The organism is Helicobacter hepaticus ATCC 51449 (assembly GCF_000007905.1).
GTDB lineage: Bacteria > Campylobacterota > Campylobacteria > Campylobacterales > Helicobacteraceae > Helicobacter_C > Helicobacter_C hepaticus.
The window spans coordinates 81,934-106,800 of sequence record NC_004917.1 but is presented as its reverse complement, the minus strand read 5'-3'; the positions used below and the strand labels follow the sequence as shown (position 1 = coordinate 106,800).

Below are 24,867 nucleotides of genomic sequence, written 5' to 3'. Positions count from 1 at the left end.
AGAAAATGTTTCACTCTTATATGCGTGTAGATTTTAAGCTATTTGACTTTTTCAAGATATTCGCCTGTTTCTGTATTGACTTTAATCTTTTCTCCTTCAAGTACGTGGAAAGGCACTTGCACGACGGCACCTGTTTCAAGCGTAGCAGGCTTTTTGCCGCCACTACTTGTATCTCCTTTGAAATTTGGCGCAGTCTCTGTAATGGTGAGTTCTACGACAAGGGGCACATCAACAGAAATAGCTTTTTCATTATGAAATAGAATCTGCACGTTTAGTCCATCAATAATCCATTTTGCTACATCGCCTACTTGGTCATCACTCAATGCGATTTGTTCATAAGTGGTCGTATCCATAAATTGGAACGCACCACCATCGTGATAGAGGAATTGCATTGTTTTTTCTTGAAGATTTGGCTCTTCACATTTATCGCCTGCGTGAAAAGTTTTTTCAATGACTTTACCATCAAGGAATGATTTGATTTTTGCTCGCACAAATGCTGCGCCTTTACCGGGTTTGACGTGTTGATATTCGGTAATTCTATATGGAATCCCATCAATTTCAATTTTTAATCCTTTTTTGAGTTCACTCATTCCAATTGCCATATACGCTCCTTAAATAATATAGGGAATTTCAAGGCTTTATTATATCATAAACTCCTAGATTAAAGCACTACCTTATGGCGTAAATATTTAAATTTTTTCAAAAAATCTATCACAGCCAAGTTGTATAATTTCTCTAAAGCCACGTACAGTTAAAAATTCATAAATACCAGCATCTTGAGGATAATTATCTTCTATACCGATAAGATTAATGTTGTATCGTGAAAAATCAATAGATGCTAAAATGCTCATCCCCTCCCTATATATCTTTTTTTGCTAAACTTAATTTTAAACGTGCTAACTTTGCTTTTATAAAGTTTGTCATAAATCCTCCTTTTTATGAGAATTAAATTTTCCCAGCAGAGCCTAAAATGCCCATTCTTTCCACTATTACTTTTTTCATTGCTTCCATTGCAGGTGCAAAGAACTTACGCAAGTCAAATTGAGTAGGGTCTTCTTTAGCTATGAGGCGCACTTGTGCCATAAATGCTATACGCAAATCAGTATCAATATTGACTTTGTTGATACCGCCCTTGACTGCTTCTTGCAAGAATGCAAATGGCACACCTTTGCTTCCTTTCAAATCTCCACCTGTTGCTAAAAATGCTTCACGCACATAATCAGGTATAGCACTTGCGCCGTGTAAAACAAGGGGGATATTTGTTCTGCGCTTAACTTCTTGTAGCCTTGCAAAATCAAGCTTTGGCTCACCTTTAAATTTAAATGCACCGTGGCTTGTGCCAATAGCAGGGGCAAGATAATCTACTTGTGTTTGTTTGACAAACTCTTCTGCTTCATCAGGGTTAATAAGCACCGCATCTTTTTCATCAACAGAAATATTATCCTCAATGCCCATAAGTCTGCCGAGCTCTGCTTCTACACTTACCCCTTTGTTGTGAGCCATTTGCACGACTTCTTTTGTAATTTCTAGATTCTCGTTGAAAGAGTGATGAGAAGCATCAATCATTACAGAGGTAAAACCAGCTTCAACTGCCTTCCGACAAGATTCTAAACTTGTGCCGTGGTCAAGATTGAGCGCCACAGGGATATGAGGATAGCGATTTGATAGAATCTTAACCATTCCAACCGCCATATCAATGCCCATATATTTAATTGCGCCCTCACTTGCTTGAACGATGATAGGTGATTTTGCTTCATTTGCTGCAAGAAAAATAGCATTAAGCATTTCAAAATTGACAAAATTAAATGCACCTACCCCATAACCTTCCTTATGTGCTTTGAGTAATATTTCACTACCTGAAACGAGCATAGCCCCTCCTTTCTTGATTTTAAATGATTTATTTTGTAATTTTGATTTTAGCTTTAGCGCGTAAAGCCTGAATCTTTTGCATCATACCACCTTGAATACTTTGCATTTTGATGCTATTTTCAATAATTTTTTTAGCATCTTTATAGGGAATGACCTTAGGCTCACTTTTGCGTTCAAGATAGATAATATGATAGCCAAATTGCGTAAGAACAGGCTCTTTTGTGTAAGTGCCCGGTTTTAAGTCAAAAGCAGCTTTAGAAAACATAGGATCCATACCCGCACGTTTAAATACGCCTAAATCCCCACCATTTTTTTGTTGTTTTGAAGCTGGGTCAATCGATTTTGCATTTGCAAGTTCTATGAATTTCGCTTCTGCCTTTGCTTTACCTACTTTATCAAGCTCTTTGATAATTTCTTTTGCTTCAGATTCTGATTTTACAAGAATATGTCGTGCTTTACCTTCTTGGTCAATAAATTCTCCTTCATTTTCTTGGTAAATTTTACGAAGTTGAGCATCATTCATTGTAGGGACTTGCGTGCTATTGGCTTGTTTTTTTGTCCATAAATCAATAAGGAGATTATCTTTAATGCTATTAATGGTATCAGTATATTCTTTAGAAGTATCTAGTTTTTCTTGTTTAGCAGCTTTAAGAATAAGTTGCCTATTTATAAGCTCATTAATGAGCATTTCTTTTTCTTGCTCAGAAAGCTTATTATAGTTGAAGTTTGGGATACTTTGTTTGAGAATTTCCATATCTTTGTCTGTAATTGCTACACCATCAACCGTTGCGTAGGTTTTGGCTTGAAGAGATACGCACACAAGAGAGAAAAGTATTGTGGCGAGAAGTTGCTGTTTCATAATATTGCTCCATAATTAAGATTGTGCGATTGTATCAAATAAAGCTAAATATATTGTAAGCTAAGCGCTTCCTATATCATAATGAGGAAGTATTAAGTTTCTGTGCAAGACTACGTGCAAAATCAATGCAAGAGCTAATAGTTGGGATAGGGCTGATATATGCGTTTATACCTTCCTCAAAGTGGGCAAAAGTGCTTCGCCCAATAGCTACTGCCACATAATGTGAATCCCACCCAAAATTTGTTATAAAACTTTCATATGCACTCGGTGCGCTAAAAATAAGCACACTTTTGGGTTTAGGCTTAAGAGAAGGGGGTAAAATTTGAGAATGATTAATATAAGCAATTGCTTCTTGAAGGGGAATATTCGCATTTTTGAGTAGAGAATCTAGCCCAGATATAATCTTTTGAGCGCGAAGATAAAGTGGTGTGCGCCCTTGCAAAAGCGGGATAATTTCTTTAGCAAACTCTTTTCCGTGAGCCTTTTTGCCAACAAAAGCAATAGAGGCATTTTCCTTGTGCAATAATGCAGCGCTTGAGGGACTAATAACAAAGCTTGGAATTTCTCGCCAATGTGCAAGATTGGGATTGTATGAAATGGATTTGGGTGAGGCAGATTCTATAAGAGAAGTTATCGCATAAGAGGAAGTAAAAATAAGCGCATCAATACCTTTTAGGGTATGTGTAATAGGAATAGATTCTATAACATTGCTTATAAGGCTTTTAACACCTTGATGAGCACGCGTCCCAACAAGAACTACCTCATAGATAGCATCTGCATTTTGCATATCTTTATCATTTAACTTAGAATCTGTCATATTATCTCTATATACCTGTTTTTCTCAAAGTATTCCAAAAATACAAGCCTATGCCACCACTTAAAATAAGGATAATGCCAAGTATAAGGCTTATGAGTGTGGCTAATATTTCAGGAAAGAGCACAAAAAGCACCCCGAATAAAATATAGAATCCTCCTATAAATGTGATGCTTGTATTTGTGTTTGAATATACAATACGTGAGAGTTTCCACGCGTGAATAAGCCATAAAGCACCCTTAAGGATAAGCCATAAAGCAATAAAGAGTGGCACGAAATTTTGCGTGATTTCCTCACCTCCAAAAAGTAAGACTAAGCCAAAAGCACACGAAATCACACCATCAAGAAGCATCATCATATAACGTGATGTAAAGAAATAAAAAATGCCGCCAACACCACTAATAAACATAATAAATCCAACAAAATAGGCAAGAAAGGTCATTGTGTGAAGAGGGTTGGCAATACATATGATTCCTAAAACAATCAGGGCCAAACTCAATATAAACCATAAAATACGATTAGAGCGCATATTTTTCCTTTGTTTAAGATGAATTATTTTTTGAAATACTTAGAGCTAAACCAATTGCAATGCAATTTGCAATGAGTGAGCTACCACCATAGCTAAGAAATGGCACAGCTATACCTTTTACAGGCGTTATACCCGAAATGCCAAAGGCATTAATAATAAATGAAAAACCAATTAAAAGCCCCACACCTATGCAAAAAAGATAATACATTTTATTTTGTGCACGATTAGCAATGCGAAAGAGTCTTAATAAAATATAACCAAATAAACACACAAGAGCAAAAAGTCCTATAAATCCTAATTCTTCGGCAATGCCTGCAAGAATAATGTCTGTATGCACATCACTTAAGAATCCAAGTTTGATAAAACCCTCACCTAACCCAGCACCAAAAAAACCGCCGCTTGACATAGCATTAGTGGCGTGATAAATTTGATAAGGTTCAGGTAAGCCGCTTATGCGGAGGTTTTCAGCCCAACCATAGGGTAAAAGTGCTAATACAGAATCTTGTGCGCTTGCCCACCACGATTTGATGCGCAAGATTCTATGCGGGCTTGTAATAATAGCTACAAATGTAGTGCTTATTGTGCCAAGAAATATGACACCAAGTAATCGCAAACTTCCGCCTGCAAAAACAAGCATTACTCCAAGAGTGAGCGCAAGTAGCACAACTTGCCCCAAGTCATTTTGTAATACGGCAATTAGCACAACTGCTACGATAAATAGCGCAAGATAGGGGATAAATATTTTGATTTCATCTTTGATAGAAAGTCGCACATTGCTGACAAATTTGCGCGAAAAGCTCCACGCAAGAAAATAAACAAAACCAATTTTAAAGAGTTCAGAAGGTGCAATAGAGATAAATGGCAGTCTAATCCAACGCTTTGCTCCACCCGCAGAGCTTACAAAGCTTTGAGGAAGAAAATGCATACCTACCATAAGAATGATAGAAACGATAAAGATTGTTACACCTATGTGCTTGAAATGTGTATTGCAATCAATGCGTGAGAGTAACCACATCAGTCCTATTCCAATTATGGCAGCGATAAATTGACGCAATAGAAAATGAAAATGTTCATAATTATAAAGACTTGTGATATATGTTGCCAATGAGTAGGACATTACCACACCGATGCAAATAAGGAGTGTAACTGCATAAAAAAGCTTAGAATCTGCCATAAAACTCACTCTTATCAAAATAAAATTTAGATTTTAACAAAACATTATGAAAATGTAAAATTAAGAAATTACATAGCACTTTGTATGTAAAGCTTAAGGAGGGATAAAGGTGTAGCCTATGGACAAATACCTGTGAGTGTGCTACAATCACAGCTTTAATATTCTAAGATTCTTTAAATTTAAGGTAAGCAATGAAGGCTCTAATTGTGCCACAAGAATATATACGTAATTTTTCCATTATTGCTCATATTGACCACGGCAAATCCACACTCGCAGATAGACTTATTCAAGAATGTGGGGCGGTAAGTGAGCGTGAAATGACTGCGCAAATTATGGATACGATGGATATTGAAAAAGAGCGAGGTATTACCATTAAGGCGCAATCTGTTCGGTTGAATTATCCATACAAGGGGCAAACTTATACACTTAACCTCATTGATACGCCGGGGCACGTGGATTTTAGCTATGAGGTTTCACGCTCTCTTAGCTCGTGTGAGGGCGCACTTCTTGTAGTAGATGCAAGTCAGGGTGTAGAGGCTCAAACCATAGCGAATGTATATATTGCTATGGAAAATAATCTTGAAATTTTACCTGTGATAAATAAAATTGATTTGCCTGCAGCTGACCCATTGCGTGTAGCAGAAGATATAGAATCTACCATTGGGCTTGATTGCACAGATGTGCTTCAAGTAAGTGCTAAAAGTGGTGAGGGCATTAAAAATCTTCTTGAGCGTATTATAGAGTGTATTCCTGCTCCGAGTGGTGATGAAAATGCTCCTACAAAGGCACTTATTTATGATAGTTGGTTTGATAATTATTTGGGAGCGTTAGCATTAGTGCGACTTGTAAATGGAACATTGCGTGTGGGACAAGAAGTGCAAGTGATGAGTAGTGGTAAGAAATATGAGGTGCTTGCGCTGTATTATCCTCACCCTGTGCAGAAGATTCTCACGCAAACGATTGGCTGCGGCGAGATAGGCATTATCTCTCTTGGGCTTAAATCTGTAACAGAAATGGCAGTAGGAGATACAATCACAGATTCTAAGAATCCCACAAAAGTACCTGTTGAAGGATTTCGTCCAGCTAAACCTTTCGTATTTGCAGGGATTTATCCTATTGAAACAGATAAATTTGAAGAATTGCGCGAAGCACTCCATAAGCTCAAGCTCAATGATTCTGCGCTTAGTTTTGAGCCAGAGACAAGTGTGGCTTTGGGATTTGGGTTTCGCGTGGGATTTTTGGGATTACTGCATATGGAAGTAGTTAAAGAGCGATTAGAAAGGGAATTTTCACTCAATCTTATTGCTACTGCGCCAACGGTGGTATATGAAGTTTATATGACTGATGGTTCGAAAGTTCTCGTGCAAAATCCTAGCGAATTGCCAGAAGTGCAAAAGATAGAATCCATTTATGAACCTTATGTGAGGGCAAGTATTATCACGCCGAGTGAATATGTTGGAAATATTATTACATTGCTTTCAAATCGCCGAGGTGTGCAAGAAAAAATGGAATACCTTAATCAATCACGCGTTATGCTGACATACGCGCTACCAAGTAATGAGATTGTAATGGATTTTTATGATAAGCTTAAATCCTGCACAAAAGGCTATGCGAGCTTTGATTATGAACCTATAGAATATCGTCAAGGAGATTTAGTGCGACTTGATATACGCGTAGCGGGGGAAATAGTTGATGCACTTTCAATCATTGTAGATAAATCAAAAAGCTATGAAAAGGGCAGAGCATTAGTAGAATCTATGAAAGAAATTGTCCCTAGACAGCTTTTTGAAGTAGCTATTCAAGCAAGTGTAGGCAATAAAGTCATTGCGCGCGAGAATATAAAGTCTATGGGCAAAAATGTAACTGCAAAATGCTATGGTGGTGATATAACTCGTAAGAGAAAACTTTTAGAAAAACAAAAAGAAGGAAAGAAACGTATGAAAGCTATTGGGAAAGTAGAGTTACCTCAAGAAGCATTCCTTGCTATACTCAAGATTGACGGATAGCAAAATTCGTTAAAATTTGCTATAATCTTACATTTTAATTTGTATTTGGAGAAATAATGAAAGGCATTATATTAGCGGGTGGAAGTGGAACAAGATTGTATCCTACTACTTTGATGCTCTCAAAGCAGCTTTTGCCTATTTATGATAAACCAATGATTTATTACCCGCTCTCTGTGTTAATGCTTGCACAAATTCGTGAGGTTTTAATTATCTCTACCCCCAAAGATACGCCGAGATTCCAAGAGATTTTTGGAAATGGCGAGTGGCTAGGTATGCGGATTGAATACTGCGTGCAAGAATCTCCCGATGGCTTAGCGCAGGGATTAATTCTAGCGCAAGATTTTGTAGGCAGTGATGAAATAGCCTTAATCTTAGGGGATAATGTTTTTTACGGGCAAGGATTCTCGCTAATGCTTTTAGAGGCAAAAGAGGAAGCTAACAAAGGCAAAGCAACTATTTTTTCTTATCGTGTTAAAGACCCAGAACGTTTTGGTGTAGTAGAAATGGACACCAATGGAGCGGTTGTGAGTTTAGAAGAAAAGCCTTGCAAGCCAAAGAGCAATCTTGCTGCCACAGGATTATATTTTTATGATAATACTGCCATAGAGATAGCAAAATCGCTTAAACCAAGCCCACGAGGGGAATTAGAAATTACTGATGTCAATATTGCTTATCTTAAAGCGGGCAAACTTCGTTCTCAAAGTTTAGGGCGCGGCTTCGCGTGGCTTGATACGGGCACGCACGATAGTCTTGTGGAAGCTTCAAGTTTTGTACAAACTATTGAATTAAGACAAGGCTATAAAATCGCGTGTTTAGAGGAAATTGCCTACCACAATGGCTGGATAGATAAAGGGCAGCTTTTACAAAGGGCTGAAAGCTTAAGTAAAAGTGGCTATGGGCAGTATCTTCGCCAACTTTTAGAGGAAAAATAATGAAAAATCTCCTTATCACAGGTGGAGCAGGGTTTATCGGGAGTAATTTTATTCTCTATTTTTTGCATAAATACCCGCAGTATCGCCTTATCAATGTGGATTCTTTAACTTATGCAGGAGATTTGCGCAATCTCCAAGGTGCAGAGAATACGCCAAATTATGAGTTTAGACAAGGCGATATTTGCGATAAAGACTTTATTAAGGAACTTTTTGCGCATTATGATATTGAGGGTGTGATTCATTTTGCCGCAGAATCTCACGTGGATAATTCTATAAAAAATCCAAGTGCCTTTGTAGAAACAAATGTCAATGGCACTTTTAATTTACTGCATAATGCGTATTTAAACTGGTTTGATGCGCCAAGTCGCCCTAAGACAAACAAAGAGCATTGTATTTTTCATCATATTAGCACTGATGAGGTATTTGGCTCATTAGGAGAAAGCGGATATTTTAGTGAATCCACGCCTTATGCACCCAATTCGCCTTATTCTGCTTCCAAAGCTTCAAGCGATATGTTGGTTAGGAGTTATCATCATACCTATGGGTTGAAAACTTTTATCACAAATTGTTCTAACAACTATGGACCAAAGCAGCACGATGAAAAGCTTATTCCTACGATTATCCGTAATGCTTTGGCTGGCAGTGAGATTCCTATTTATGGTGATGGACAAAATATCCGTGATTGGCTTTTTGTGCAAGATCATTGCAAAGCGATTGATAAGGTGTTTCATTCCTCTTATTTTGGGCAGAGTTTTAATATCGGTGGAGAAAATGAGCAAAGCAATATAGAGCTTGCACAAATTATTTGTGAGATGTTGGATAAAAAATGCCCCAAAGAGCGCAGTTACAAAGAGCAAATTACATTTGTCCAAGATAGAGCAGGACACGATAGACGATATGCGATAGATTCTAGTAAAATGACGCGTTTATTTGGGTTCAAACCAAGTGATTTTTATACCAATCTTTCTCAAACAATAGATTTTTATATTTATAAATATACTTCAATTCCTCTTGCGGGGGGGGGGGGTTAATAAACTCTTAATTCTTACTTTTTTGCCTCTTTTATTGCTTTTTATGCACTCCTTTATCTTACGAAAAAGGGAGTTTAGATGAAAGTAAATCACTTCAATTCACACGAAAAAATTTTGCGTTATACCGACAAGATTGATTATTTTATGAATGCGCATAAAACACTTGTTGTTACCGAGTTAGATTTGACAAATAAATGCAATCACCGCTGTCCGGGTTGCTGTGGGCATAATGAAAACAATGCAGAGTTAAGCAAGGAGCAAATTGATGTGATTATTGCAGGACTAAAAAGTCTTGAGAATAAGGGCGTGATTCTATCTGGCGGAGGCGAGCCGACTCTAAGCCCACATTTTAGTTATGCGATAGAGGAGATAAAACGCGCAGGAATGAATATCGGGTGCAATTCTAATGGTGGATTGCTTGATGAGCAAAAGTGTCGTGTGATTGCACAGAATTTGGAGTATTTTAGAATCTCCCTTGATGCGGGAAGTGTGCCAATGTATGAGAAAATACACGGAATGAAACCTCATCATTTCGCTAAAACTTTAGAGAATATTGAGATGTTTGCAAGGATAAAAACACAAATGGATTCTAAAATTAGCTTTGGGATAGGATTTTTAACAAGCCAAGAGACGCGAGAGGATATGGAAAGCTTTGTGAAGCTTATAAAAGATATTACCAAAAGACAAAAAGGCATTGATTTTGTGCAGTTTCGCCCATTTACCGGCGATACTTTTGATATTGCCCCAATCCTTTTGGAACTGCAAAATAAATACGAAGAAGCGGATTTTAAAATCCTAGCAAGTTATCAAAAATATAATCAAATGCACAATGCGGCTAATCGTGGCTATGAGAAATGCCACGGAATGTTTTTTAGCACTTGTATCAGTGCGGATTTCAAAGTTTGGGCTTGTTTGCACTTCCGTCAAAGCCCTGCACATTTGCTCGGAGATTTAAGAGAGCAGAGTTTGGAGGAGATTTGGCGAGGAAGCAGGATAAGAGAAGTGTATGAGAGTATTGATTGTAAGAACTGCCCAATTTTATGCCGAAATGATAATTTTAATAAAACTTTAGATAAACTCCAGCTTGAAGTAATTAACAGCGAATTTTTATAGAATCTTAAGCTTAAATTCTATAATTTTATGCCACAAAAGTTTAAGGGGAGATAATGAGTATTGCTAAATTGGCACGGAGATTAAGGCTAATTGAGGATAAAATTTGCCTAAGGAGATATAATGATAAAAGCTTGTAAAAAATACATAAAAACATTTAAAACGCATTTCAAAAAGTCAAAAAATGCCAAAAAGATAGAAGCAGATAAACAAAGGCTACTAGCACTTTATGAGGAGTATAAATATGTTTGGGAGTAGGAGTTTTATTAGAAATGAGGCAAATGATTTGGTGTTTCTGGGTGAGTATAAAAGAAAATAAAGCTCCGAAGCGTTTATCTCAAAAAATGTCTATGATTTGCTCTTATACCCTTTTTATTATATCTAAAAACTCTGCATAATCTCTAATATACTCACTCTCATCATAATAATCACTAGCAAGTATCATTAGTTTACACCCATAAGAGAAGTTCCGCATTTCTCGCCACATATTTTTGCCAATATACAACCCAACATCAGGGCGATTAAGCCATACAGATTCTTTATTTTTTCCATCATCAAGCACAAACTCACACGCGCCATCTATAGCTATTACAAGTTGTTCTAGCTCTTTGTGAGCGTGGAATCCTCGCGGCAAATCTGGCGAGGTATCAAACATATAATACACTCTTTTTATAGCAAAGGGCAAGTTTTTAAGAGATTCTAAGGATACTAATTTGCCGCGTTCATCGCCTATGGTTTGGAGTGAGAGAAGTTTATAATTCATCTTGTAACCTTAAGCCACATTGAAACTTAAGGGAATAACAAGGTTTATCTTATGCCCCCCCCCCCATACTTTATGAGCATACATCATATAATCATTAATATACTCGCCTTTGTTATAAGGTGTATTGCTCATCACAAGCAACACGCAACCTTTGGAGAAATCAAACATTTCTTTCCATAGCATTTTGCCTACATACAAGCCTTGTTTTGGACTATCAAGAGTGAGGACTTTTTGGCTTTTACCATCATCAATTTTTACCTTGCAACTCCCACTTAGAGCGACAAATAAAAATTCAGAATCTCTATTAGCGTGTCTCCCTCTAACCGCGCTTGGATTAACATCAAAGATATAAAACACTCTTTTAATCTCAAAAGGGCAGTTTTTTTGGTATTCACACGCGACTAAAGAGCCTTTTTCATCGCTAAAATCAACAAAGTCTATCAATTCATAATTCATCATTTTTCCCAATTTGCATTTATCAAATCACATTATACAAAAACTTTTATGAAATTATCCGCATTTTCTCACAAGACAAAACACTTCTAGTTATATTTAAATTATTAAAATTTTATGATAATATCCCAAATACAAATTCTAAAAAGTTTGGAGCAATAAGGCAAAGATAATGAAAACTTATGTGATTATTTTGGCAAGTGGGATTGGGAGTAGATTGAGTGAATCTCTGCTAAAACAATTGAGTAAAATTGCTGGAAGGGATAGCAATGATACACCCTCTCTCTGATGTGCAGAGTAAAAATATAGGTGAGAATACAAAAATTTGGCAGTTTTGCGTAGTGCTACCAAATGCCGTAATCGGCGAGAATTGCAATATTTGTTCGCATTGCTTTATTGAAAATGATGTGAAGATCGGCAATAATGTAACGATAAAATGCGGTGTGCAGGTATGGGACGGAATCACAATTGAAGATGATGTTTTTATCGGCGCAAATGTAAGCTTTACTAATGATAAATATCCCCGCTCTAAGCAATATCCTAGCACTTTTGCAAAAACGCTTATCAAAAAGGGCGCGAGTATCGGGGCGGGAGCGGTGATATTGCCCGGAATCATCATTGGCGAGCGTGCTACTATTGCCGCAGGTGCAGTTGTAACTAAAGATGTGGGCGATGACTGTACGATTATCCCTCAAATTACCTTGCGGGGGGGGGGCGTTATAAATAATCCCTTATTTGCTACTCTTTCAAATATTAAAATAAAATCTAAAAATCCCAAAAACTCATATCAAGCTATAAATAACAGAGTAAATAACCATGGGAAGGCGATGTGATGAACACATATACCTTTCCGCTCATAGGCAAACATATTTCCCTGCGCTTAGTTTGTTTAAGTGATGCGGGTTTTATTTATTCTCTACGGAGTGATAAAAAGGCACAATTTTTAACGCAAACCACAGGTGGAATCTCATCACAAGAGCAATGGATAGCAGAGTATAAAAAACGTGAGGCTTTAGGCAAAGAGTTTTACTTTATTATCCAATCCTTAGAAGAGCAATCTTTTGGAGCGATACGAATCTATGACTTTAAAGAAGATAGTTTTTGTTGGGGAAGTTGGATTATCAAAGATGACGCACCAAGCTACACTGCCATAGAATCCGCACTTTGCTTATATGCTTTTGGGTTTTATACACTTGGATTTGCTAATGCGCGTTTTGATGTGAGAAAGGCAAATACGCAAGTCGTAGCATTTCATAAACGATTTGGAGCAACAATTATTGCCCAAGATGCACTCAATTTTTACTTTAGTCTCTCTAAAGAGGATTTTAAGGCTATACCTAAGGCATTTGTGGCATTTCTGCCCCCACATTTATCAAATTTATCAAAAGGAGAATAAATGAAAGAAAAAATACAAAATGTGATTTTTGAAGCCTTAAGAAATCTCGCTGATGAAATACAGCACGATGAGCTTAAAACGCCTACATTAGAAACAAAAATTTATGGCATAGATGGACATTTAGATTCTTTGGCACTTGTGAGTTTTATCGCAGATTTAGAAGAAATGCTAAGTGCTTTAAATATCCATATTGTCTTAGCTGATGAAAAAACGATGAGTGCGAGAAACTCACCTTTTAAAGATGTGGCAACACTCACTTCTTATATCCTCACAAAAGTTCAAGTTAATGAATAAAGTTATTGTTATAACAGGCACTAGAAAGGGCATCGGTAAGGATTTAAGTGAATATTATTTGCAACAAGGGCATATCGTGTGCGGTTGCTCTCGTGGAAAAGGAAGTATAGAATCTCACAATTATAGGCATTTTGAGCTTGATGTGAGTGATGAAAAGGCAGTAGTAGCAATGATTAGAGAAGTAAAAAAAGAATTTGGAAAAATTGATGTTTTGCTTAATAATGCTGGCATTGCCTCTATGAATCATATTCTTACTACACCTTTTAGCACAATGCAAAATATTTTTAATACCAATGTTTTTGGGAGTTTTTTGTTTTTACGCGAAGTGGCTAAGGTAATGGTGCAAGATTCTAAAAAACACAATGCAGATTTTAAGCGCACTATGCCTTATAGGATTGTCAATTTTGCTACCATAGCAACGCCCCTAAGATTAGAGGGAGAGGCGATTTATGCTGCCTCGAAGGCGGCTTTAGTCAATCTCACGCAAGTTGTGGCAAAAGAATTAAGCGAGTTTGGTATTACGCTTAATGCTGTGGGTCCTACGCCTGTGCCAACAGATTTAATCAAAAATGTGCCAAAGGCAAAAATGGATTCTCTTTTAAATCAACAGGCTATCAAGCGATTTGGAAGCTTTGAAGATGTTTTAAATGTGATTGAATTTTTTTGTGATGAAAAAAGTCATTTTATTACAGGGCAGGTAATCTATCTAGGAGGGGTAAATGCCTGATTTTTTGCAGCGAATATCCTATTTTAAAGAAAATATTGCTTTTATTTGCGATGATAAATCTTATACCTATGCAGCTTTACTTCAAAGTATAGAATCTAAAAGACAATCCTTGCAGATACCACAAGGTAGTATTGTGGCAATAGTGGGAGATTATAGCTTTGCGCAAATCACTTATTTTTTTGCTCTTTATCGCAAAAAATGTATTATTGTGCCCATTCTTCCTAGAAATATGGATTTTGATGTGGGTGAATTTGGTATTGAATTTATATTACAAGTCCATAATGGAGCAATTAAGCGCGTAGATTCTCAAAAATATGAATTACTCCAATCTTTGAAAGATTCTAAGCAAAGCGGGTTAATTCTCTTTTCAAGTGGCAGCACAGGCAAACCAAAGGCTATCGTGCATAGTTTAGATACTTTCCTTGCAGCATATAGTGCAAAAAAAGCAAACCCTCTAAGGGTGCTAAGCGTGTATTTACCTGACCATATTGCAGGTATTGACGTGGTGTGCAATACTCTAGGTGGAGGTGGGACTTTGGTAATCCCTAAGCAAAGGCAGCCACAATTTATTTTAAGTGCTCTAAAGCAATATGAGATTGAGATTTTACCCGCTTCACCGACATTGCTTAGGCTTTTGCTTTTATCAGATATAACCAAGTATGATTTAGATTCCTTAAAGTTAGTTATTTATGGTAGTGAGCCAATGAGTGAAGCACTCTTAGCATCTTTGCACCAAGCATTGCCCCATACGAACTTTAAACAAGGCTTTGGCACAAGCGAAACCAATGCAATGAAAACAAAAAATATGCAAGAGTTTTTTAAAATTGTCAATGCTTCTTATAAGATTGTCAATAATGAGCTTTTTATCAAATCCCCCACACAAGCACTTGGCTATCTTAACGCGGATAATAGTGTCTTTGATGAGCAAGGATATTTTGCTACGGGGGATTTAGTAGAAGTGAGAGAGGAAGAGGGGCAAAAGTATATAAAGATTATAGGACGAGCTAAAGAAGTCATAAATGTTGGGGGCGAAAAAGTGCTGCCTCAAGAAATAGAGGGAATATTGCTAAAAATGCCCTATATTCAAGATTGTCTTGTTTATGGAGAATCTAATGCGATTACAGGGCAAAGCGTGAGTGCGAAAGTCGTTTTAGATGCTAAAGTTTTATTTTCAAATTTAGAACTCAAAAAACAAATAAGAATCTTCTGTAAAGATAAACTTGCAGCTTTCAAAATCCCTACAAAAGTAGAAATTGTAGAATCTTTAGCAATGAGTGAGAGATTCAAAAAATTGAGAAATGTTCGTGGGGGGGGGGCGTTAAATATTTCCCTTTTTGTCATTATTTTGGAGTCTCAAGTGGATTCCAAAAATGGCACATTCACTTTTATTTGCAATACATATTCTCAAAATCGCAAAAAATCGTCTTATTCTCCATATCTAAAAATATGCACAAATCATCTCTTTGTGCCTTCTAATAATTATTATATGCAGAGGGCAGGGTAATGAAAATAGATAATCTTTGCCCTTTTTTAGCAAAAATAGCACAATGTGATGAGCATTTAAATGCTATTATTTATGATGGACAAAGATTTACCTATGGGGATTTATGGGCAGCATTCAAAGAGCAATTAACATTTTTAGATTCTATAAAACCTAGTGTTATAGGTATTGTAGGAGATTATGATATAGAGAGCGTGAGTTTTTTGCTCGCGTGCATACAAAAAAAACATATTATTGTTCCTTTTGTGGAGCATACACCTGAAGATTCGCTCAAGTGCCAAGAAGCACAAATTGATTATCTCTATACAGGGGGAAAAATTACATCAATTCATTCTCCTGTCAAAAAACACACACTTTTAGAATCTTTATTTAGAGAGCATAAGTCGGGTTTAATTCTCTTTTCAAGTGGCAGCACAGGCAGACCGAAAACTATGGTGCATAATTTGGATAATCTCTTAAATGTCTATTTGTCTAAAAAGACCAAAAAGATGAATGTTTTACTTTTTTTACTTTTTGACCATATTGGAGGGTTAAATACGCTTTTTAATACCCTAAGTATGAATGCGTGCGGAGTTGCTATAAAGCATCGTAAAAATATTGATTTATTATGCAAGACTTTATCAGATTATCACATATCGCTTCTTCCCGCAAGTCCAAGTTTGCTTAATCTTATGTTATTGAGCGAAGCACATAAAAAGTATGATTTGAGTGCTTTAAAAGTCATTACTTATGGGACAGAAAAAATGCCAGATTCTTTATTGAAGCGATTAAAAAGTGCTTTTCCAAAAGCGCATTTTCACCAAACTTTTGGGACAAGCGAGGTGGGAATCACACAAACAAAAACCAAAGAAAATGCTATAAAGTTGGAAAATATTGATTATAAAATCATCAATAATGAGCTTTATCTTAAATCTAAAACACAGACTTTGGGCTATCTTAACGCAGATAATAGTGTCTTTGATAATGAGGGATATTTCGCCACAGGGGATTTGGTAGAGATTATAGAATCTAATGGAGAGGAATACCTTAAAATCATTGGGAGAAGCAAAGAAGTCATAAATGTTGGGGGCGAAAAAGTGCTGCCTCAAGAAGTTGAAAACATACTTTTAGAAATGTCAGATATTAAGGATTGTCTTGTTTATGGAGAATCTAATGCGATTACAGGGCAAAGTGTGAGTGTGAAAATAGTGCTTAGTCAAACTAATGCTCTTTTAAATAATATCCAATTAAAAAAAATCATTAGAATGTATTGTAAAGATAAACTTGCAGCTTTCAAAATCCCTACAAAAGTAGAAATTGTAGAATCTTTAGCAATGAGTGAGAGATTCAAAAAACTACGACTTATCGGGGGGGGGGGATAATAGAGTAATATTTTTCTCTATTTGCTCTCTTAAAAGGGCAAATCTTGTGCGTGGGGAGCTTAAGCTATGCGCGTAAGATTCCCAAATAATTTCAATCATCTCAAAGTGTGTATTGCAGGCAAAAATGCGATTGCGCTTAATGCGCTTAAACTTTTGCGCTCAAAATTTGCTCACGATGAGATTTGTATAATCCCAAATCGTGATGATGTGGGCATAGACACTTGGCAACCCTCACTTTTAAAATATGCTTTACAAACAAGTATCCCTGTCTGCACATTAGAGCAAGTGCAGCAAATCCCAAATGTGCTTTTCCTCTCTTTAGAATTTGATAGACTGCTTAAAGTAGAGCAATTTGCTAGCAAGAGGCTTTATAATATCCACTTCTCCGCCTTGCCTAAATATAAGGGCGTTTATACTTCTATCACACCGATTTTAAATGGTGAGCGCACAAGCGGTGTTACTTTGCATTGTATTGATAATGGCATTGACACAGGAGATATTATCGCGCAAAGAATTTTTGAACTAGGCTTGCAAGAGAGTGCGCGGGATTTGTATTTTAAATATTTGGCGCAAGGCTTTTTATTACTTAAAGAAAATGTGGATTCTTTGATCACAGGTGGCTTTAAGCGCACTAAGCAAGATTTTACGCAATCGTGCTATTTTTCACGCACAGAGATTGATGTGAAAAATATCAACATAAATCTTAAAAAAACAAGTTTTCAAATCCATAATCAATTAAGAGCCTTTATCTTTAGAGAATATCAGCTCCCGCGTTTAAGGGGTGTGAGGGTGGCAAAAAGCATTTTAAGCGAGGAATTTATCGGAGCAAATGTCTTTGAGGAAAGTGAGAATGAGTTTATTCTATCGGGTATTGATGGCTTTAAGATTATCGCACAAAAAGTAGATATTCTTGCGGGGGGGGGGGGGTATAATCCTTTATATAAAGCCCTTCTGCTTTATACTTTTTTCAATCTTTTTTTCTACTCAAAAAATTCTTACACATTATTTTGTCTATATTTACATTTATGCACACGCACAAGCATATTTTACAAAAAGGAGCTTGTATGATAAATACGCATAATTTCCCCAAAATTGAGGGCAGATATATTAATTTACGTGAGGCGGAGGTAAGCGATTCTGCTTTTATCCTCTCTTTAAGAACGGATAAGAAAAAAGCGCAATATATTCATAAGACGCAAAATAACTTGCAAAATCAAATAGCTTATATGAATCGCTATAAGAGTTTAGAGAATGAGTGGTATTTCATCGTAGAGGATAAGCAAGGGAAGAGTCTAGGGACAAATAGCATTTATCCTACTTATAATCAATTTGTTTTAGATTCTCATTTATGTTTTTATGAGATTGGACGCTGGATTATGAGCGATGAGGCGAGTTTTTTGCAAGTTTTAGAATCTGATTTGCTCACAAAACAGGCATTTTTTGAGATTTATAAACTAGATGATAAAAATGTCTTTACAACAAATCCCAAAAATACGCGTGTCTTAAACTATCATCTTAAATTTGGTGCGCTTAAAGCGGGATTTGATGAGAAAGAGGGCTTAGAGATTTTGCTTTTAACACAGCAAGATTATCAAAAGCACAAACCAAAAATGACTTTATTATTACATAAGGAGTGAGTATGGAAAATACAATAGAAAAACGCATTTATAGGATTTTAAGCAGTGTTTTGGATATGTGTGTAGATGAAAGCACACATATTTGTATGGAAAATTGCGAACAATGGAGTTCTTTAGCACATATTGATATTGTAATGAGCGTAGAGGAAGAATTTGGCATTTGCTTTAAAGAGAGTGATTTAGCCTCTATTGTCTCTCAAGAATCACTTATTTTAAAGGTGCAAGAGATTTTATCTCATAATAAAAAGGCTTTATAATGATTCGCTTACCTATTCACCATATTGGCATTGCGAGTGCAGATATACATAAAGAGTTAAGTATTTTTAAGAGTCTTGGATTTATCAAAGAAGATGAGTTTATAGATAAGATGCAGGGAGTTAAAGGGATATTTGTGATTCCAAGTGATAGGGCATTGCCACAATATCGCTTTGAGCTTTTAGAAAATTTGCACGAAGAGGGTCCGCTTACAAATTACCTCAAAAACAAGACAAAAATGTATCATATTGCTTATAAGAGCGAGGATATACAAAAAGATATGCAATCCCTGCTAATAGCGGGGGGGGGGGGGTAATATGCTCATAACGCCCATTACGAGTGCAAGTTATTTCAAAAAAATTTGCTTTGTTATGCTTAAAAACCGCTTGCTAGTGGAATTAGTAGAAGAAAAATAAGTGGAGGAAACAATGGAATTAGATGTATTTAAAGAAAATCTCACGCGAAAAGAGATTTTAGAATTTGCAAGATTGAGAGAAAAGCACGCAAATGTATTTAAAAAATGTAAGATTAATATTCATAGAAATCACGCTTTTGAGGCGATTATCAGTATTATCAATCCTTTTTTGCAAAAAAGTGGTATTTTTGGCGAATTTAATCTTAGCTCTTATGATGAGAGCTTTTTGTTTGCCTTTATGCAAGAGGAAGTGTGGCAAAAGGCGGATTTGGAGATAGTGTGGATTGATTTTAATCATTATAAAAACACAGCGATTTTGCCCTATCTTTTAGAGAGGCTAAAGGCATTAAGACATCTTTCTTTAGCTCCTATTTTGGTTATTGCTTTAGATATTGATACGAATATTGATGAAGATTCAGAGGATTTAAAAGCATTTTTAGACATTAGCGATTGTGAGATTGTTTTTATCTCTCATCTTTTAAGTGGGTTTAATAAAAGTGATTTAATAGATGAGGTGAAAAGTAAAATCACAGGCTCAAGACTAAGTAATTTCGCCTGTGTGAAGCTCGCACAGCTACTTGGGCTTGTGTGGATTCCAGCTTTTTTGCTTCCTCATCTAAAGGCAATCGTATGTGATTTGGACAATACGCTTTATCGTGGTATTTTAGGTGAAGATGGTATAAGTGGAATTATAATCAATGAGGATTATCAAAACTTGCAAAAGCAGATTCTCTCCTACAAAAAGCAAGGATTTTTACTTGCCATTGCTTCAAAAAATGAGGAGGAGGATGCAAAAGAGCTTTTTAAAACAAGAAAAGATTTTGTGCTTCAATGGGGAGATTTTGATATGAAAAAAATAAATTGGAATCCTAAAGCCCAAAGCTTGCAAGAGATAGCGCAGAGATTTAATATAGGATTAGATTCTATACTTTTTATTGATGATAATCTCGCTGAAGTGCAAAGTGTGCAAAGTTTGGGTGTAAAAACGATTTTAGCAACCTCACCATCTGAAGTATTAAGAATCCTTAGTCTTTTCCCACAATTAAAAAAGATAAATGTAAAAAGAGAAGACTTACTGCGTTCTTTAGATATAAGAGCAAATGTGCAGCGAGAATCTTTTAAAGAGTTGCCTAAGAGTGAGTATTTTGAAAGCCTTTGTATGCAGCTGGAGTTTTGCATAAATGATATAGATAATGTAGAGAGGATTGAAGAGCTGCTCAACAAAACCAATCAATTTATCGCAAACTACACACGCCCGAGTCTAGAGCAAGTGCGAGGGTGGATTATGGATAAGCAATATTGTGTTGTGTCTATTGCGATGCAAGATAAGCTAAGCGATAGTGGGATTATTGGCATTTTTGTAGGCAAAAGTGAAGAGACTCATTTATGTCTTATTGACTTATGCGTGAGTTGTCGCGCACTTGGTAGAAAGATAGAGGATATTATGCTTTTTCAATCTTTAAGCTTAATGGCAGATTATTTAAAAGTAAAAAAAGAGAATGTTAAGGTGTATTATCAAAATGGAGCGAGAAATGCGCCATTTTTGAGTTTTCTTGACTCTTTGAATAGAGAATCCAAAAGTGAAAATTTTGTGATTCTCAAAGTTTCAGAGCTAGATACAGACGGACTTAAAATCAACATAAAGGAAGTAAAATGAAAAAAGAACAGCAAAGACTAGAAAACATCGCACAAGATTACGATAATCCACTCCAAGCCAAAGAAGTAACGAACTTGGAGATATTTTATGGATTTGAGATTTTTAAGAGATTTTATCGTGGTGGTGATGTTTTAGAAATGGGTCCCGCAGAGGGAGTGATGACAAAGTATTTAGTGGATTATGTAGAGAATCTTGAAGTTTTAGAGGGTTCCTCGCATTTTGCTAAGAATCTAAAAGAGAAATTTCCTCATTTAAATGTGCATAATGCTTTATTTGAGGAGTTTAAGCCAAGCAAGAAATATGATTGTATCATAATGGGACACGTTTTAGAACACGTAGAATCTCCCAAGCAAATCTTAGAATTAGCCAAAAAATGGCTTAAGCCTAATGAAAATAATTCGGGGGGGGGGGGTATAATTCTCTCTTTAGTGCCTAATTCTCATTCTATTCATCGTCAAGCTGCGGTTAAAATGGGTTTATTAAAGAGTGAAGATTCTATGAGTGAGGCAGATATTTTTCACGGGCATAGACGTATTTATGACTTACAATCTTTACAAAAAGAGTTTGATAGAGCAGGATTAAAGGTTATTGATAGTGGTGGTTATTGGCTCAAGCCTTTATCAAACGCTCAAATACAAGCGCATTGGGATTCTCAAATGATTCTTGCATTTATGGAGTTAGGGGAGGCTTATCCACAAATAGCAGGGGATATTTATGTTGTGGCGCAGTAGCATCAAACATTAAATTGTAGGGTTTTGATTATTGTAATAACAACCTTCGGGCATTAAACTTGTGTCAATATTGTTTTAATTTTGCTAAAATAAGGGCAAATATCATTAAGGAACAATAGAAAGAATGAAAAACTTGTTATTTATTTTTGGGACGAGACCCGAAGCGATAAAATTAGCTCCTGTGATGCTAGAATTTAAAAAATATCCTCAAAAATATAATGTTATCCTCTGCAATACAGAACAACAAAAAGAGTTATCTCATCAAGCTTTGAATTTTTTTGGCTTAAAAGCGGATATAAATCTAGGAGTAATGGTAGAAAATCAGAGTTTATCATCATTGCAGGCTAGAATTTTAGTAAAATTAGAAGAGGTTTTTAAAAATCATAAAGTTGATGGGGTATTTATTCAAGGAGATACGATGAGCGTTTTCGCAGGTGCGCTCACTAGCTTTTATCATAAGGCGGCTATTTTTCATATTGAAGCAGGATTGCGTTCTTACGATTTATTTGAGCCATTTCCAGAAGAAGCAATAAGGCAAATGGTAAGCAGAATTACAACCCTGCATTTTGCACCAACGAAAAAATCTGCTAAATCTCTTAAAAAAGAGGGAATAAGCAAAGATAAAATCTATCAAGTAGGCAATACAGGAATTGATGCACTTTCTTTACTCAATAAAAAAGCATTGCAAAGTGCATCAAAATTTTGGAAATCAAAAAATGTGAATGTTATCAGGGGGGGCATAGTATTGGTTACTGCTCATAGAAGAGAAAATCACGGGCAGAGACTAGAGTATATTTTAGATTCTATAGAGGTACTATCTTCCAAATTCCCCTCTCATCAATTTATCCTACCGCTACACCCTAATCCAAATGTAAAAAATAGAGTTTGCCAAAGGTTATCTATACATCAAAATATCATTCTTACAGAGGCTTTAGATTATCCTCAACTTGTTTATATATTGCAAAAAGCAAAACTTGTTTTAACAGATAGTGGAGGCATACAAGAGGAAGCTCCAACTTTTGGTGTACCTATTTTAATCTTGCGCCATAGGACAGAAAGAATGGAGGGTGTCAAAAAGGGATTTGCAAAACTTGTAGGCACAAAGAGTAGTGAGATTATTAAAGAAGCAACAAAGGTTTTGTCTCAAGGTTACACAATAGATGGTGTAAATCCCTATGGAGATGGAAAGGCAAGCCAAAAAATTGAGAAAATTATAAGGAGATTTTTAAATGGATAAATTAGTAAGTATAGTCCTGCCTACTTTTAATGGAGAGGAGTTCCTAGCCCAAAGTATAGAGAGTGTATTAAAACAGAGTTATAAAAATTTAGAATTGATTATTGTCAATGATTGCTCTACTGATAGCACACCTCGCATTATAGAAGAATTTGCAAAAAAGGATTCTAGGATTAAAATCATTCATAATGCAATCAATCAAAAGTTACCAAAGTCTCTCAACATAGGCTTTAATGCGGCAAGTGGAGAATATTGGACTTGGACTTCAGATGATAATTATTATTTAGAAAATGCGATTGAGGAAATGGTAGCCTACCTTGAGGAAAATCCAAATAAAGTGCTTGTTTGCACAGATTATACCATTATCGAGCACAATGGTTTAAAAGAGCAAGATTTCATCGCAAGTGCAAAGATAGAAGATTTGATTTCTTATGATAGTGTAGGGGCGTGTTTTTTATATAGAGCCAAAATAGCAAGACTCACGGGAGAGTATGATGAATCTCAATTTAAAGTAGAGGATTATGATTTTTTTCTAAAAATAGGACTTGCAGGAGAAATAGGAGTAATTCATAAAAAGCATTATGTATATAGGCGACACCCAAATAGTTTAACCCATACCCAATCACTAGGTGAAGTTACTGGGAAAACAGAGAATTTATTGCAGAAATATTTACCCTTATACTTAGAAAAGTATCCAAACTTAAACCTAAATCTAGCATCTAAGTTGAGATTATGTTTTATCAATGGAGATGATACTAAATTGAAAGAATTTTGGAAAGAAGTTTCTCCAAAAGAAAAAAGAGATTTTTATGTTCATTTGAGGAATTGTTATGTCGGACTAAAAGATAGAAAATATAGAGACTATATTTTTAAACTTGGCTTGTTGTATCGTCTAAAGTTTTGGATTTGGTTCTTAAGTAGAAGAAATAAATTAAGGCAAACAAGATGAGAAATATTTATGTTTTTTATCCTACGCAAGTTATCGGCGGCGCAGAATTACTCTTTGTGCGATTGCTTAATTTTATCTCACAGCATTACCCACAGATAAGAGTAGGCTATATTAATTTTACAGAGAGTTGTATCAATGAATTTTTAAGTGAGGGTGTGGAGAAAATCGCAGTAGATAAAAGCATTACTTTGCCTGAAAATTCTACGATTATTGCTCCTCCTTTTTGTCTCTATAAATTTCCAAAAATAAAAACCAAAAATCTTTTCTTTTTATTTTGGGTATTACATATGGAAGAGATGAACGATACAATGTGTTATTTGTCAAGAACAACCCGAAAAAATGTTATTGACAAAGTGCAAACAATGATAACTCATAACGCCTTAATCTGTATGGACGAAGTAACTAGAATTGCTACAAAGGAATTTTGCTCCTATGAGGTGAATGAAAAGATAATTATGCCCGTAGTGCTTGAAGATTATCCCTGCTCATTTACTAAAGAATCTTTAATTGATGAGGAGTGCATTAATCTCGCTTGGGTGGGGAGGCTAAGTAGGGATAAAATTTATGCTTTAATCAATTTAATGGATAATTTAGAAAAATTAAAGATAGAAAAAAAGATAAAGTTACATATCATTGGAGAGGGAGATTCTAAGCATCTTATTGGAGAATATAAGAATTTTGAAATAATTTATCTAGGCACGCTCTCGCCCAAAGATTTGCCTTTGTATCTCCAAAATAATGTGGATATTTGCTTTGCTATGGGAACTTCTATGTTAGAAGCTGAAAAATGCGGTGTCCCTGCTGTAATGGTGTTTTTTACTATGGAAAAATCCTCTAGTGATTGCTTCCTTTGGACATTTAAGCTTAGAAATTATGTTTTGGGCTATGAAATGAATTTAGGTTTAATCCCTGAAAAAGAGCTAATGAGTTTAGAGCAGATTTTAAATGATTTTTTAGCCAATATGTCTCATCGTTCCAAAGAGGCAAGAGAGCATTTTGAGAGTTTTTTGATAGAGAAACATATAGATAAATTTTTGCAATGTGTGAATGAAACTTCGTATTCAAAAAAAATTTTGAGTAAAGAAAAATCAAGAATTAAGGCAGAGCGTATTAAATTAAAATTATTTAAAAAATTAAGGAAAGTTTTGACATAATCCATTTCATTTTTTG

27 protein-coding genes and 2 pseudogenes are annotated in these 24,867 nt (G+C 35.7%); 20 read left to right on the top strand and 9 right to left on the bottom strand.

Annotation, left to right across the window (positions count from 1 at the left end):
• Positions 1-38: 38 nt before the first annotated feature.
• From efp to HH_RS00520, 7 genes are all read right to left on the bottom strand, one after another.
• Positions 39-602, bottom strand: a complete 564-nt coding sequence (gene efp / locus HH_RS00545; protein ID WP_011114951.1) for an elongation factor P — start codon at positions 600-602, stop codon at positions 39-41.
• Between the two features lie 87 nt (positions 603-689).
• Positions 690-851 (bottom strand): hypothetical protein, encoded by a 162-nt coding sequence (locus HH_RS09470; protein ID WP_011114950.1) that lies wholly within the window; start codon positions 849-851, stop codon positions 690-692.
• A 94-nt stretch (positions 852-945) separates the two neighbouring features.
• Entirely contained in the window at positions 946-1,869 is a 924-nt protein-coding gene (locus HH_RS00540) for a class II fructose-bisphosphate aldolase (RefSeq protein WP_011114949.1), read from the bottom strand.
• Between the two features lie 28 nt (positions 1,870-1,897).
• Entirely contained in the window at positions 1,898-2,728 is an 831-nt protein-coding gene (locus HH_RS00535; RefSeq protein WP_011114948.1) for a peptidylprolyl isomerase, read from the bottom strand.
• A gap of 76 nt (positions 2,729-2,804) precedes the next feature.
• Positions 2,805-3,545 carry a uroporphyrinogen-III synthase gene (locus HH_RS00530; RefSeq protein WP_011114947.1) on the bottom strand — a complete coding sequence of 247 codons (741 nt, stop codon included), beginning with the start codon at positions 3,543-3,545 and terminating at the stop codon, positions 2,805-2,807.
• Between the two features lie 7 nt (positions 3,546-3,552).
• The gene (locus tag HH_RS00525) at positions 3,553-4,071 is read right to left on the bottom strand and encodes a DUF308 domain-containing protein (RefSeq protein ID WP_011114946.1); all 519 of its coding nucleotides are present in this window, start codon (positions 4,069-4,071) and stop codon (positions 3,553-3,555) included.
• 13 nt (positions 4,072-4,084) lie between these two features.
• Positions 4,085-5,245 (bottom strand): FtsW/RodA/SpoVE family cell cycle protein, encoded by a 1,161-nt coding sequence (locus HH_RS00520; protein WP_011114945.1) that lies wholly within the window; start codon positions 5,243-5,245, stop codon positions 4,085-4,087.
• Between the two features lie 191 nt (positions 5,246-5,436).
• Between HH_RS00520 and lepA the strand changes: the two genes are divergently transcribed.
• The 5 genes from lepA to HH_RS09760 all read left to right on the top strand — a co-directional run bounded on the left by lepA (position 5,437) and on the right by HH_RS09760 (position 10,582).
• The gene (lepA, locus tag HH_RS00515) at positions 5,437-7,251 is read left to right on the top strand and encodes a translation elongation factor 4 (protein WP_011114944.1); all 1,815 of its coding nucleotides are present in this window, start codon (positions 5,437-5,439) and stop codon (positions 7,249-7,251) included.
• Positions 7,252-7,307: 56 nt separating this feature from the next.
• Complete coding sequence (rfbA, locus tag HH_RS00510) at positions 7,308-8,183, top strand: glucose-1-phosphate thymidylyltransferase RfbA (RefSeq protein ID WP_011114943.1); 876 nt, start codon at positions 7,308-7,310, stop codon at positions 8,181-8,183.
• On the top strand, positions 8,183-9,214 hold the full coding sequence (gene rfbB / locus HH_RS00505) for a dTDP-glucose 4,6-dehydratase (protein WP_011114942.1): 1,032 nt from the start codon (positions 8,183-8,185) through the stop codon (positions 9,212-9,214). The genes rfbA and rfbB overlap by 1 nt, the downstream gene beginning before the upstream one ends.
• Positions 9,215-9,292: 78 nt before the next feature.
• Positions 9,293-10,327, top strand: a complete 1,035-nt coding sequence (locus HH_RS00500) for a radical SAM protein (RefSeq protein WP_011114941.1) — start codon at positions 9,293-9,295, stop codon at positions 10,325-10,327.
• 120 nt (positions 10,328-10,447) lie between these two features.
• Complete coding sequence (locus tag HH_RS09760) at positions 10,448-10,582, top strand: hypothetical protein (RefSeq protein ID WP_264357600.1); 135 nt, start codon at positions 10,448-10,450, stop codon at positions 10,580-10,582.
• Positions 10,583-10,685: 103 nt separating this feature from the next.
• Here the strand turns inward: HH_RS09760 and HH_RS00495 are convergent, their stop codons facing one another.
• On the bottom strand, positions 10,686-11,087 hold the full coding sequence (locus HH_RS00495; RefSeq protein ID WP_011114940.1) for a sugar 3,4-ketoisomerase: 402 nt from the start codon (positions 11,085-11,087) through the stop codon (positions 10,686-10,688).
• Positions 11,088-11,096: 9 nt separating this feature from the next.
• Positions 11,097-11,543: a sugar 3,4-ketoisomerase gene (locus HH_RS00490; protein ID WP_011114939.1), complete on the bottom strand. Its 447-nt coding sequence runs from the start codon at positions 11,541-11,543 to the stop codon at positions 11,097-11,099.
• A gap of 266 nt (positions 11,544-11,809) precedes the next feature.
• On the opposite strand from HH_RS00490, the pseudogene HH_RS00485 reads away from it, so the two are divergent.
• From HH_RS00485 to HH_RS00415, 15 genes and pseudogenes are all read left to right on the top strand, one after another.
• A pseudogene (locus HH_RS00485) lies at positions 11,810-12,223 on the top strand (DapH/DapD/GlmU-related protein); the annotation flags it as partial.
• 149 nt (positions 12,224-12,372) lie between these two features.
• Entirely contained in the window at positions 12,373-12,936 is a 564-nt protein-coding gene (locus HH_RS00480) for a GNAT family N-acetyltransferase (protein ID WP_011114937.1), read from the top strand.
• Positions 12,937-13,230 carry a hypothetical protein gene (locus HH_RS00475; protein WP_011114936.1) on the top strand — a complete coding sequence of 98 codons (294 nt, stop codon included), beginning with the start codon at positions 12,937-12,939 and terminating at the stop codon, positions 13,228-13,230. It abuts the gene before it with no gap.
• The gene (locus HH_RS00470; RefSeq protein ID WP_011114935.1) at positions 13,223-13,957 is read left to right on the top strand and encodes an SDR family NAD(P)-dependent oxidoreductase; all 735 of its coding nucleotides are present in this window, start codon (positions 13,223-13,225) and stop codon (positions 13,955-13,957) included. Before HH_RS00475 ends, HH_RS00470 begins: the two co-directional genes overlap by 8 nt.
• Positions 13,950-15,461, top strand: coding sequence for a class I adenylate-forming enzyme family protein (locus HH_RS00465; protein WP_011114934.1), 1,512 nt, complete (start codon positions 13,950-13,952; stop codon positions 15,459-15,461). The genes HH_RS00470 and HH_RS00465 overlap by 8 nt, the downstream gene beginning before the upstream one ends.
• Positions 15,461-16,819 (top strand): ANL family adenylate-forming protein, encoded by a 1,359-nt coding sequence (locus tag HH_RS00460; RefSeq protein ID WP_011114933.1) that lies wholly within the window; start codon positions 15,461-15,463, stop codon positions 16,817-16,819. Before HH_RS00465 ends, HH_RS00460 begins: the two co-directional genes overlap by 1 nt.
• A gap of 66 nt (positions 16,820-16,885) precedes the next feature.
• Positions 16,886-17,887, top strand: coding sequence for a formyltransferase family protein (locus HH_RS00455; RefSeq protein ID WP_050720578.1), 1,002 nt, complete (start codon positions 16,886-16,888; stop codon positions 17,885-17,887).
• Complete coding sequence (locus tag HH_RS00450; RefSeq protein ID WP_011114931.1) at positions 17,884-18,456, top strand: hypothetical protein; 573 nt, start codon at positions 17,884-17,886, stop codon at positions 18,454-18,456. Before HH_RS00455 ends, HH_RS00450 begins: the two co-directional genes overlap by 4 nt.
• Positions 18,457-18,470: 14 nt before the next feature.
• Positions 18,471-18,713, top strand: coding sequence for an acyl carrier protein (locus tag HH_RS00445; protein WP_041309188.1), 243 nt, complete (start codon positions 18,471-18,473; stop codon positions 18,711-18,713).
• Positions 18,713-19,127 (top strand): annotated as a pseudogene (locus tag HH_RS00440) (VOC family protein). Before HH_RS00445 ends, HH_RS00440 begins: the two are co-directional and overlap by 1 nt.
• A 12-nt stretch (positions 19,128-19,139) precedes the next feature.
• Complete coding sequence (locus HH_RS00435) at positions 19,140-20,783, top strand: HAD-IIIC family phosphatase (RefSeq protein ID WP_011114927.1); 1,644 nt, start codon at positions 19,140-19,142, stop codon at positions 20,781-20,783.
• The gene (locus HH_RS00430) at positions 20,780-21,514 is read left to right on the top strand and encodes a class I SAM-dependent methyltransferase (protein ID WP_011114926.1); all 735 of its coding nucleotides are present in this window, start codon (positions 20,780-20,782) and stop codon (positions 21,512-21,514) included. The genes HH_RS00435 and HH_RS00430 overlap by 4 nt, the downstream gene beginning before the upstream one ends.
• Positions 21,515-21,638: 124 nt before the next feature.
• The gene (wecB, locus tag HH_RS00425) at positions 21,639-22,751 is read left to right on the top strand and encodes a non-hydrolyzing UDP-N-acetylglucosamine 2-epimerase (RefSeq protein WP_041308902.1); all 1,113 of its coding nucleotides are present in this window, start codon (positions 21,639-21,641) and stop codon (positions 22,749-22,751) included.
• Positions 22,744-23,697, top strand: coding sequence for a glycosyltransferase family 2 protein (locus HH_RS00420; protein WP_011114924.1), 954 nt, complete (start codon positions 22,744-22,746; stop codon positions 23,695-23,697). Before wecB ends, HH_RS00420 begins: the two co-directional genes overlap by 8 nt.
• Complete coding sequence (locus tag HH_RS00415) at positions 23,694-24,851, top strand: glycosyltransferase (protein WP_011114923.1); 1,158 nt, start codon at positions 23,694-23,696, stop codon at positions 24,849-24,851. Before HH_RS00420 ends, HH_RS00415 begins: the two co-directional genes overlap by 4 nt.
• The last annotated feature ends 16 nt before the right edge of the window (positions 24,852-24,867 follow it).

Bases quoted from the DNA above. Each gene is read 5' to 3' on its own strand.
- HH_RS09760 (WP_264357600.1), top strand. From the start codon at position 10,448: ATGATAAAAGCTTGTAAAAAATACATAAAAACATTTAAAACGCATTTC.
- HH_RS00535 (WP_011114948.1), bottom strand. From the start codon at position 2,728: ATGAAACAGCAACTTCTCGCCACAATACTTTTCTCTCTTGTGTGCGTA.
- HH_RS00450 (WP_011114931.1), top strand. From the start codon at position 17,884: ATGATAAATACGCATAATTTCCCCAAAATTGAGGGCAGATATATTAAT.
- efp (WP_011114951.1), bottom strand. From the start codon at position 602: ATGGCAATTGGAATGAGTGAACTCAAAAAAGGATTAAAAATTGAAATT.
- HH_RS00540 (WP_011114949.1), bottom strand. From the start codon at position 1,869: ATGCTCGTTTCAGGTAGTGAAATATTACTCAAAGCACATAAGGAAGGT.
- HH_RS00495 (WP_011114940.1), bottom strand. From the start codon at position 11,087: ATGAATTATAAACTTCTCTCACTCCAAACCATAGGCGATGAACGCGGC.
- wecB (WP_041308902.1), top strand. From the start codon at position 21,639: ATGAAAAACTTGTTATTTATTTTTGGGACGAGACCCGAAGCGATAAAA.
- HH_RS00415 (WP_011114923.1), top strand. From the start codon at position 23,694: ATGAGAAATATTTATGTTTTTTATCCTACGCAAGTTATCGGCGGCGCA.
- rfbA (WP_011114943.1), top strand. From the start codon at position 7,308: ATGAAAGGCATTATATTAGCGGGTGGAAGTGGAACAAGATTGTATCCT.
- rfbB (WP_011114942.1), top strand. From the start codon at position 8,183: ATGAAAAATCTCCTTATCACAGGTGGAGCAGGGTTTATCGGGAGTAAT.
- HH_RS00460 (WP_011114933.1), top strand. From the start codon at position 15,461: ATGAAAATAGATAATCTTTGCCCTTTTTTAGCAAAAATAGCACAATGT.
- HH_RS00475 (WP_011114936.1), top strand. From the start codon at position 12,937: ATGAAAGAAAAAATACAAAATGTGATTTTTGAAGCCTTAAGAAATCTC.
- HH_RS00525 (WP_011114946.1), bottom strand. From the start codon at position 4,071: ATGCGCTCTAATCGTATTTTATGGTTTATATTGAGTTTGGCCCTGATT.
- HH_RS00480 (WP_011114937.1), top strand. From the start codon at position 12,373: ATGAACACATATACCTTTCCGCTCATAGGCAAACATATTTCCCTGCGC.
- HH_RS00500 (WP_011114941.1), top strand. From the start codon at position 9,293: ATGAAAGTAAATCACTTCAATTCACACGAAAAAATTTTGCGTTATACC.
- HH_RS00530 (WP_011114947.1), bottom strand. From the start codon at position 3,545: ATGACAGATTCTAAGTTAAATGATAAAGATATGCAAAATGCAGATGCT.
- HH_RS00420 (WP_011114924.1), top strand. From the start codon at position 22,744: ATGGATAAATTAGTAAGTATAGTCCTGCCTACTTTTAATGGAGAGGAG.
- HH_RS00435 (WP_011114927.1), top strand. From the start codon at position 19,140: ATGGAATTAGATGTATTTAAAGAAAATCTCACGCGAAAAGAGATTTTA.
- HH_RS09470 (WP_011114950.1), bottom strand. From the start codon at position 851: ATGAGCATTTTAGCATCTATTGATTTTTCACGATACAACATTAATCTT.
- HH_RS00465 (WP_011114934.1), top strand. From the start codon at position 13,950: ATGCCTGATTTTTTGCAGCGAATATCCTATTTTAAAGAAAATATTGCT.
- HH_RS00430 (WP_011114926.1), top strand. From the start codon at position 20,780: ATGAAAAAAGAACAGCAAAGACTAGAAAACATCGCACAAGATTACGAT.
- HH_RS00470 (WP_011114935.1), top strand. From the start codon at position 13,223: ATGAATAAAGTTATTGTTATAACAGGCACTAGAAAGGGCATCGGTAAG.
- HH_RS00520 (WP_011114945.1), bottom strand. From the start codon at position 5,245: ATGGCAGATTCTAAGCTTTTTTATGCAGTTACACTCCTTATTTGCATC.
- HH_RS00490 (WP_011114939.1), bottom strand. From the start codon at position 11,543: ATGAATTATGAATTGATAGACTTTGTTGATTTTAGCGATGAAAAAGGC.
- HH_RS00455 (WP_050720578.1), top strand. From the start codon at position 16,886: ATGCGCGTAAGATTCCCAAATAATTTCAATCATCTCAAAGTGTGTATT.
- lepA (WP_011114944.1), top strand. From the start codon at position 5,437: ATGAAGGCTCTAATTGTGCCACAAGAATATATACGTAATTTTTCCATT.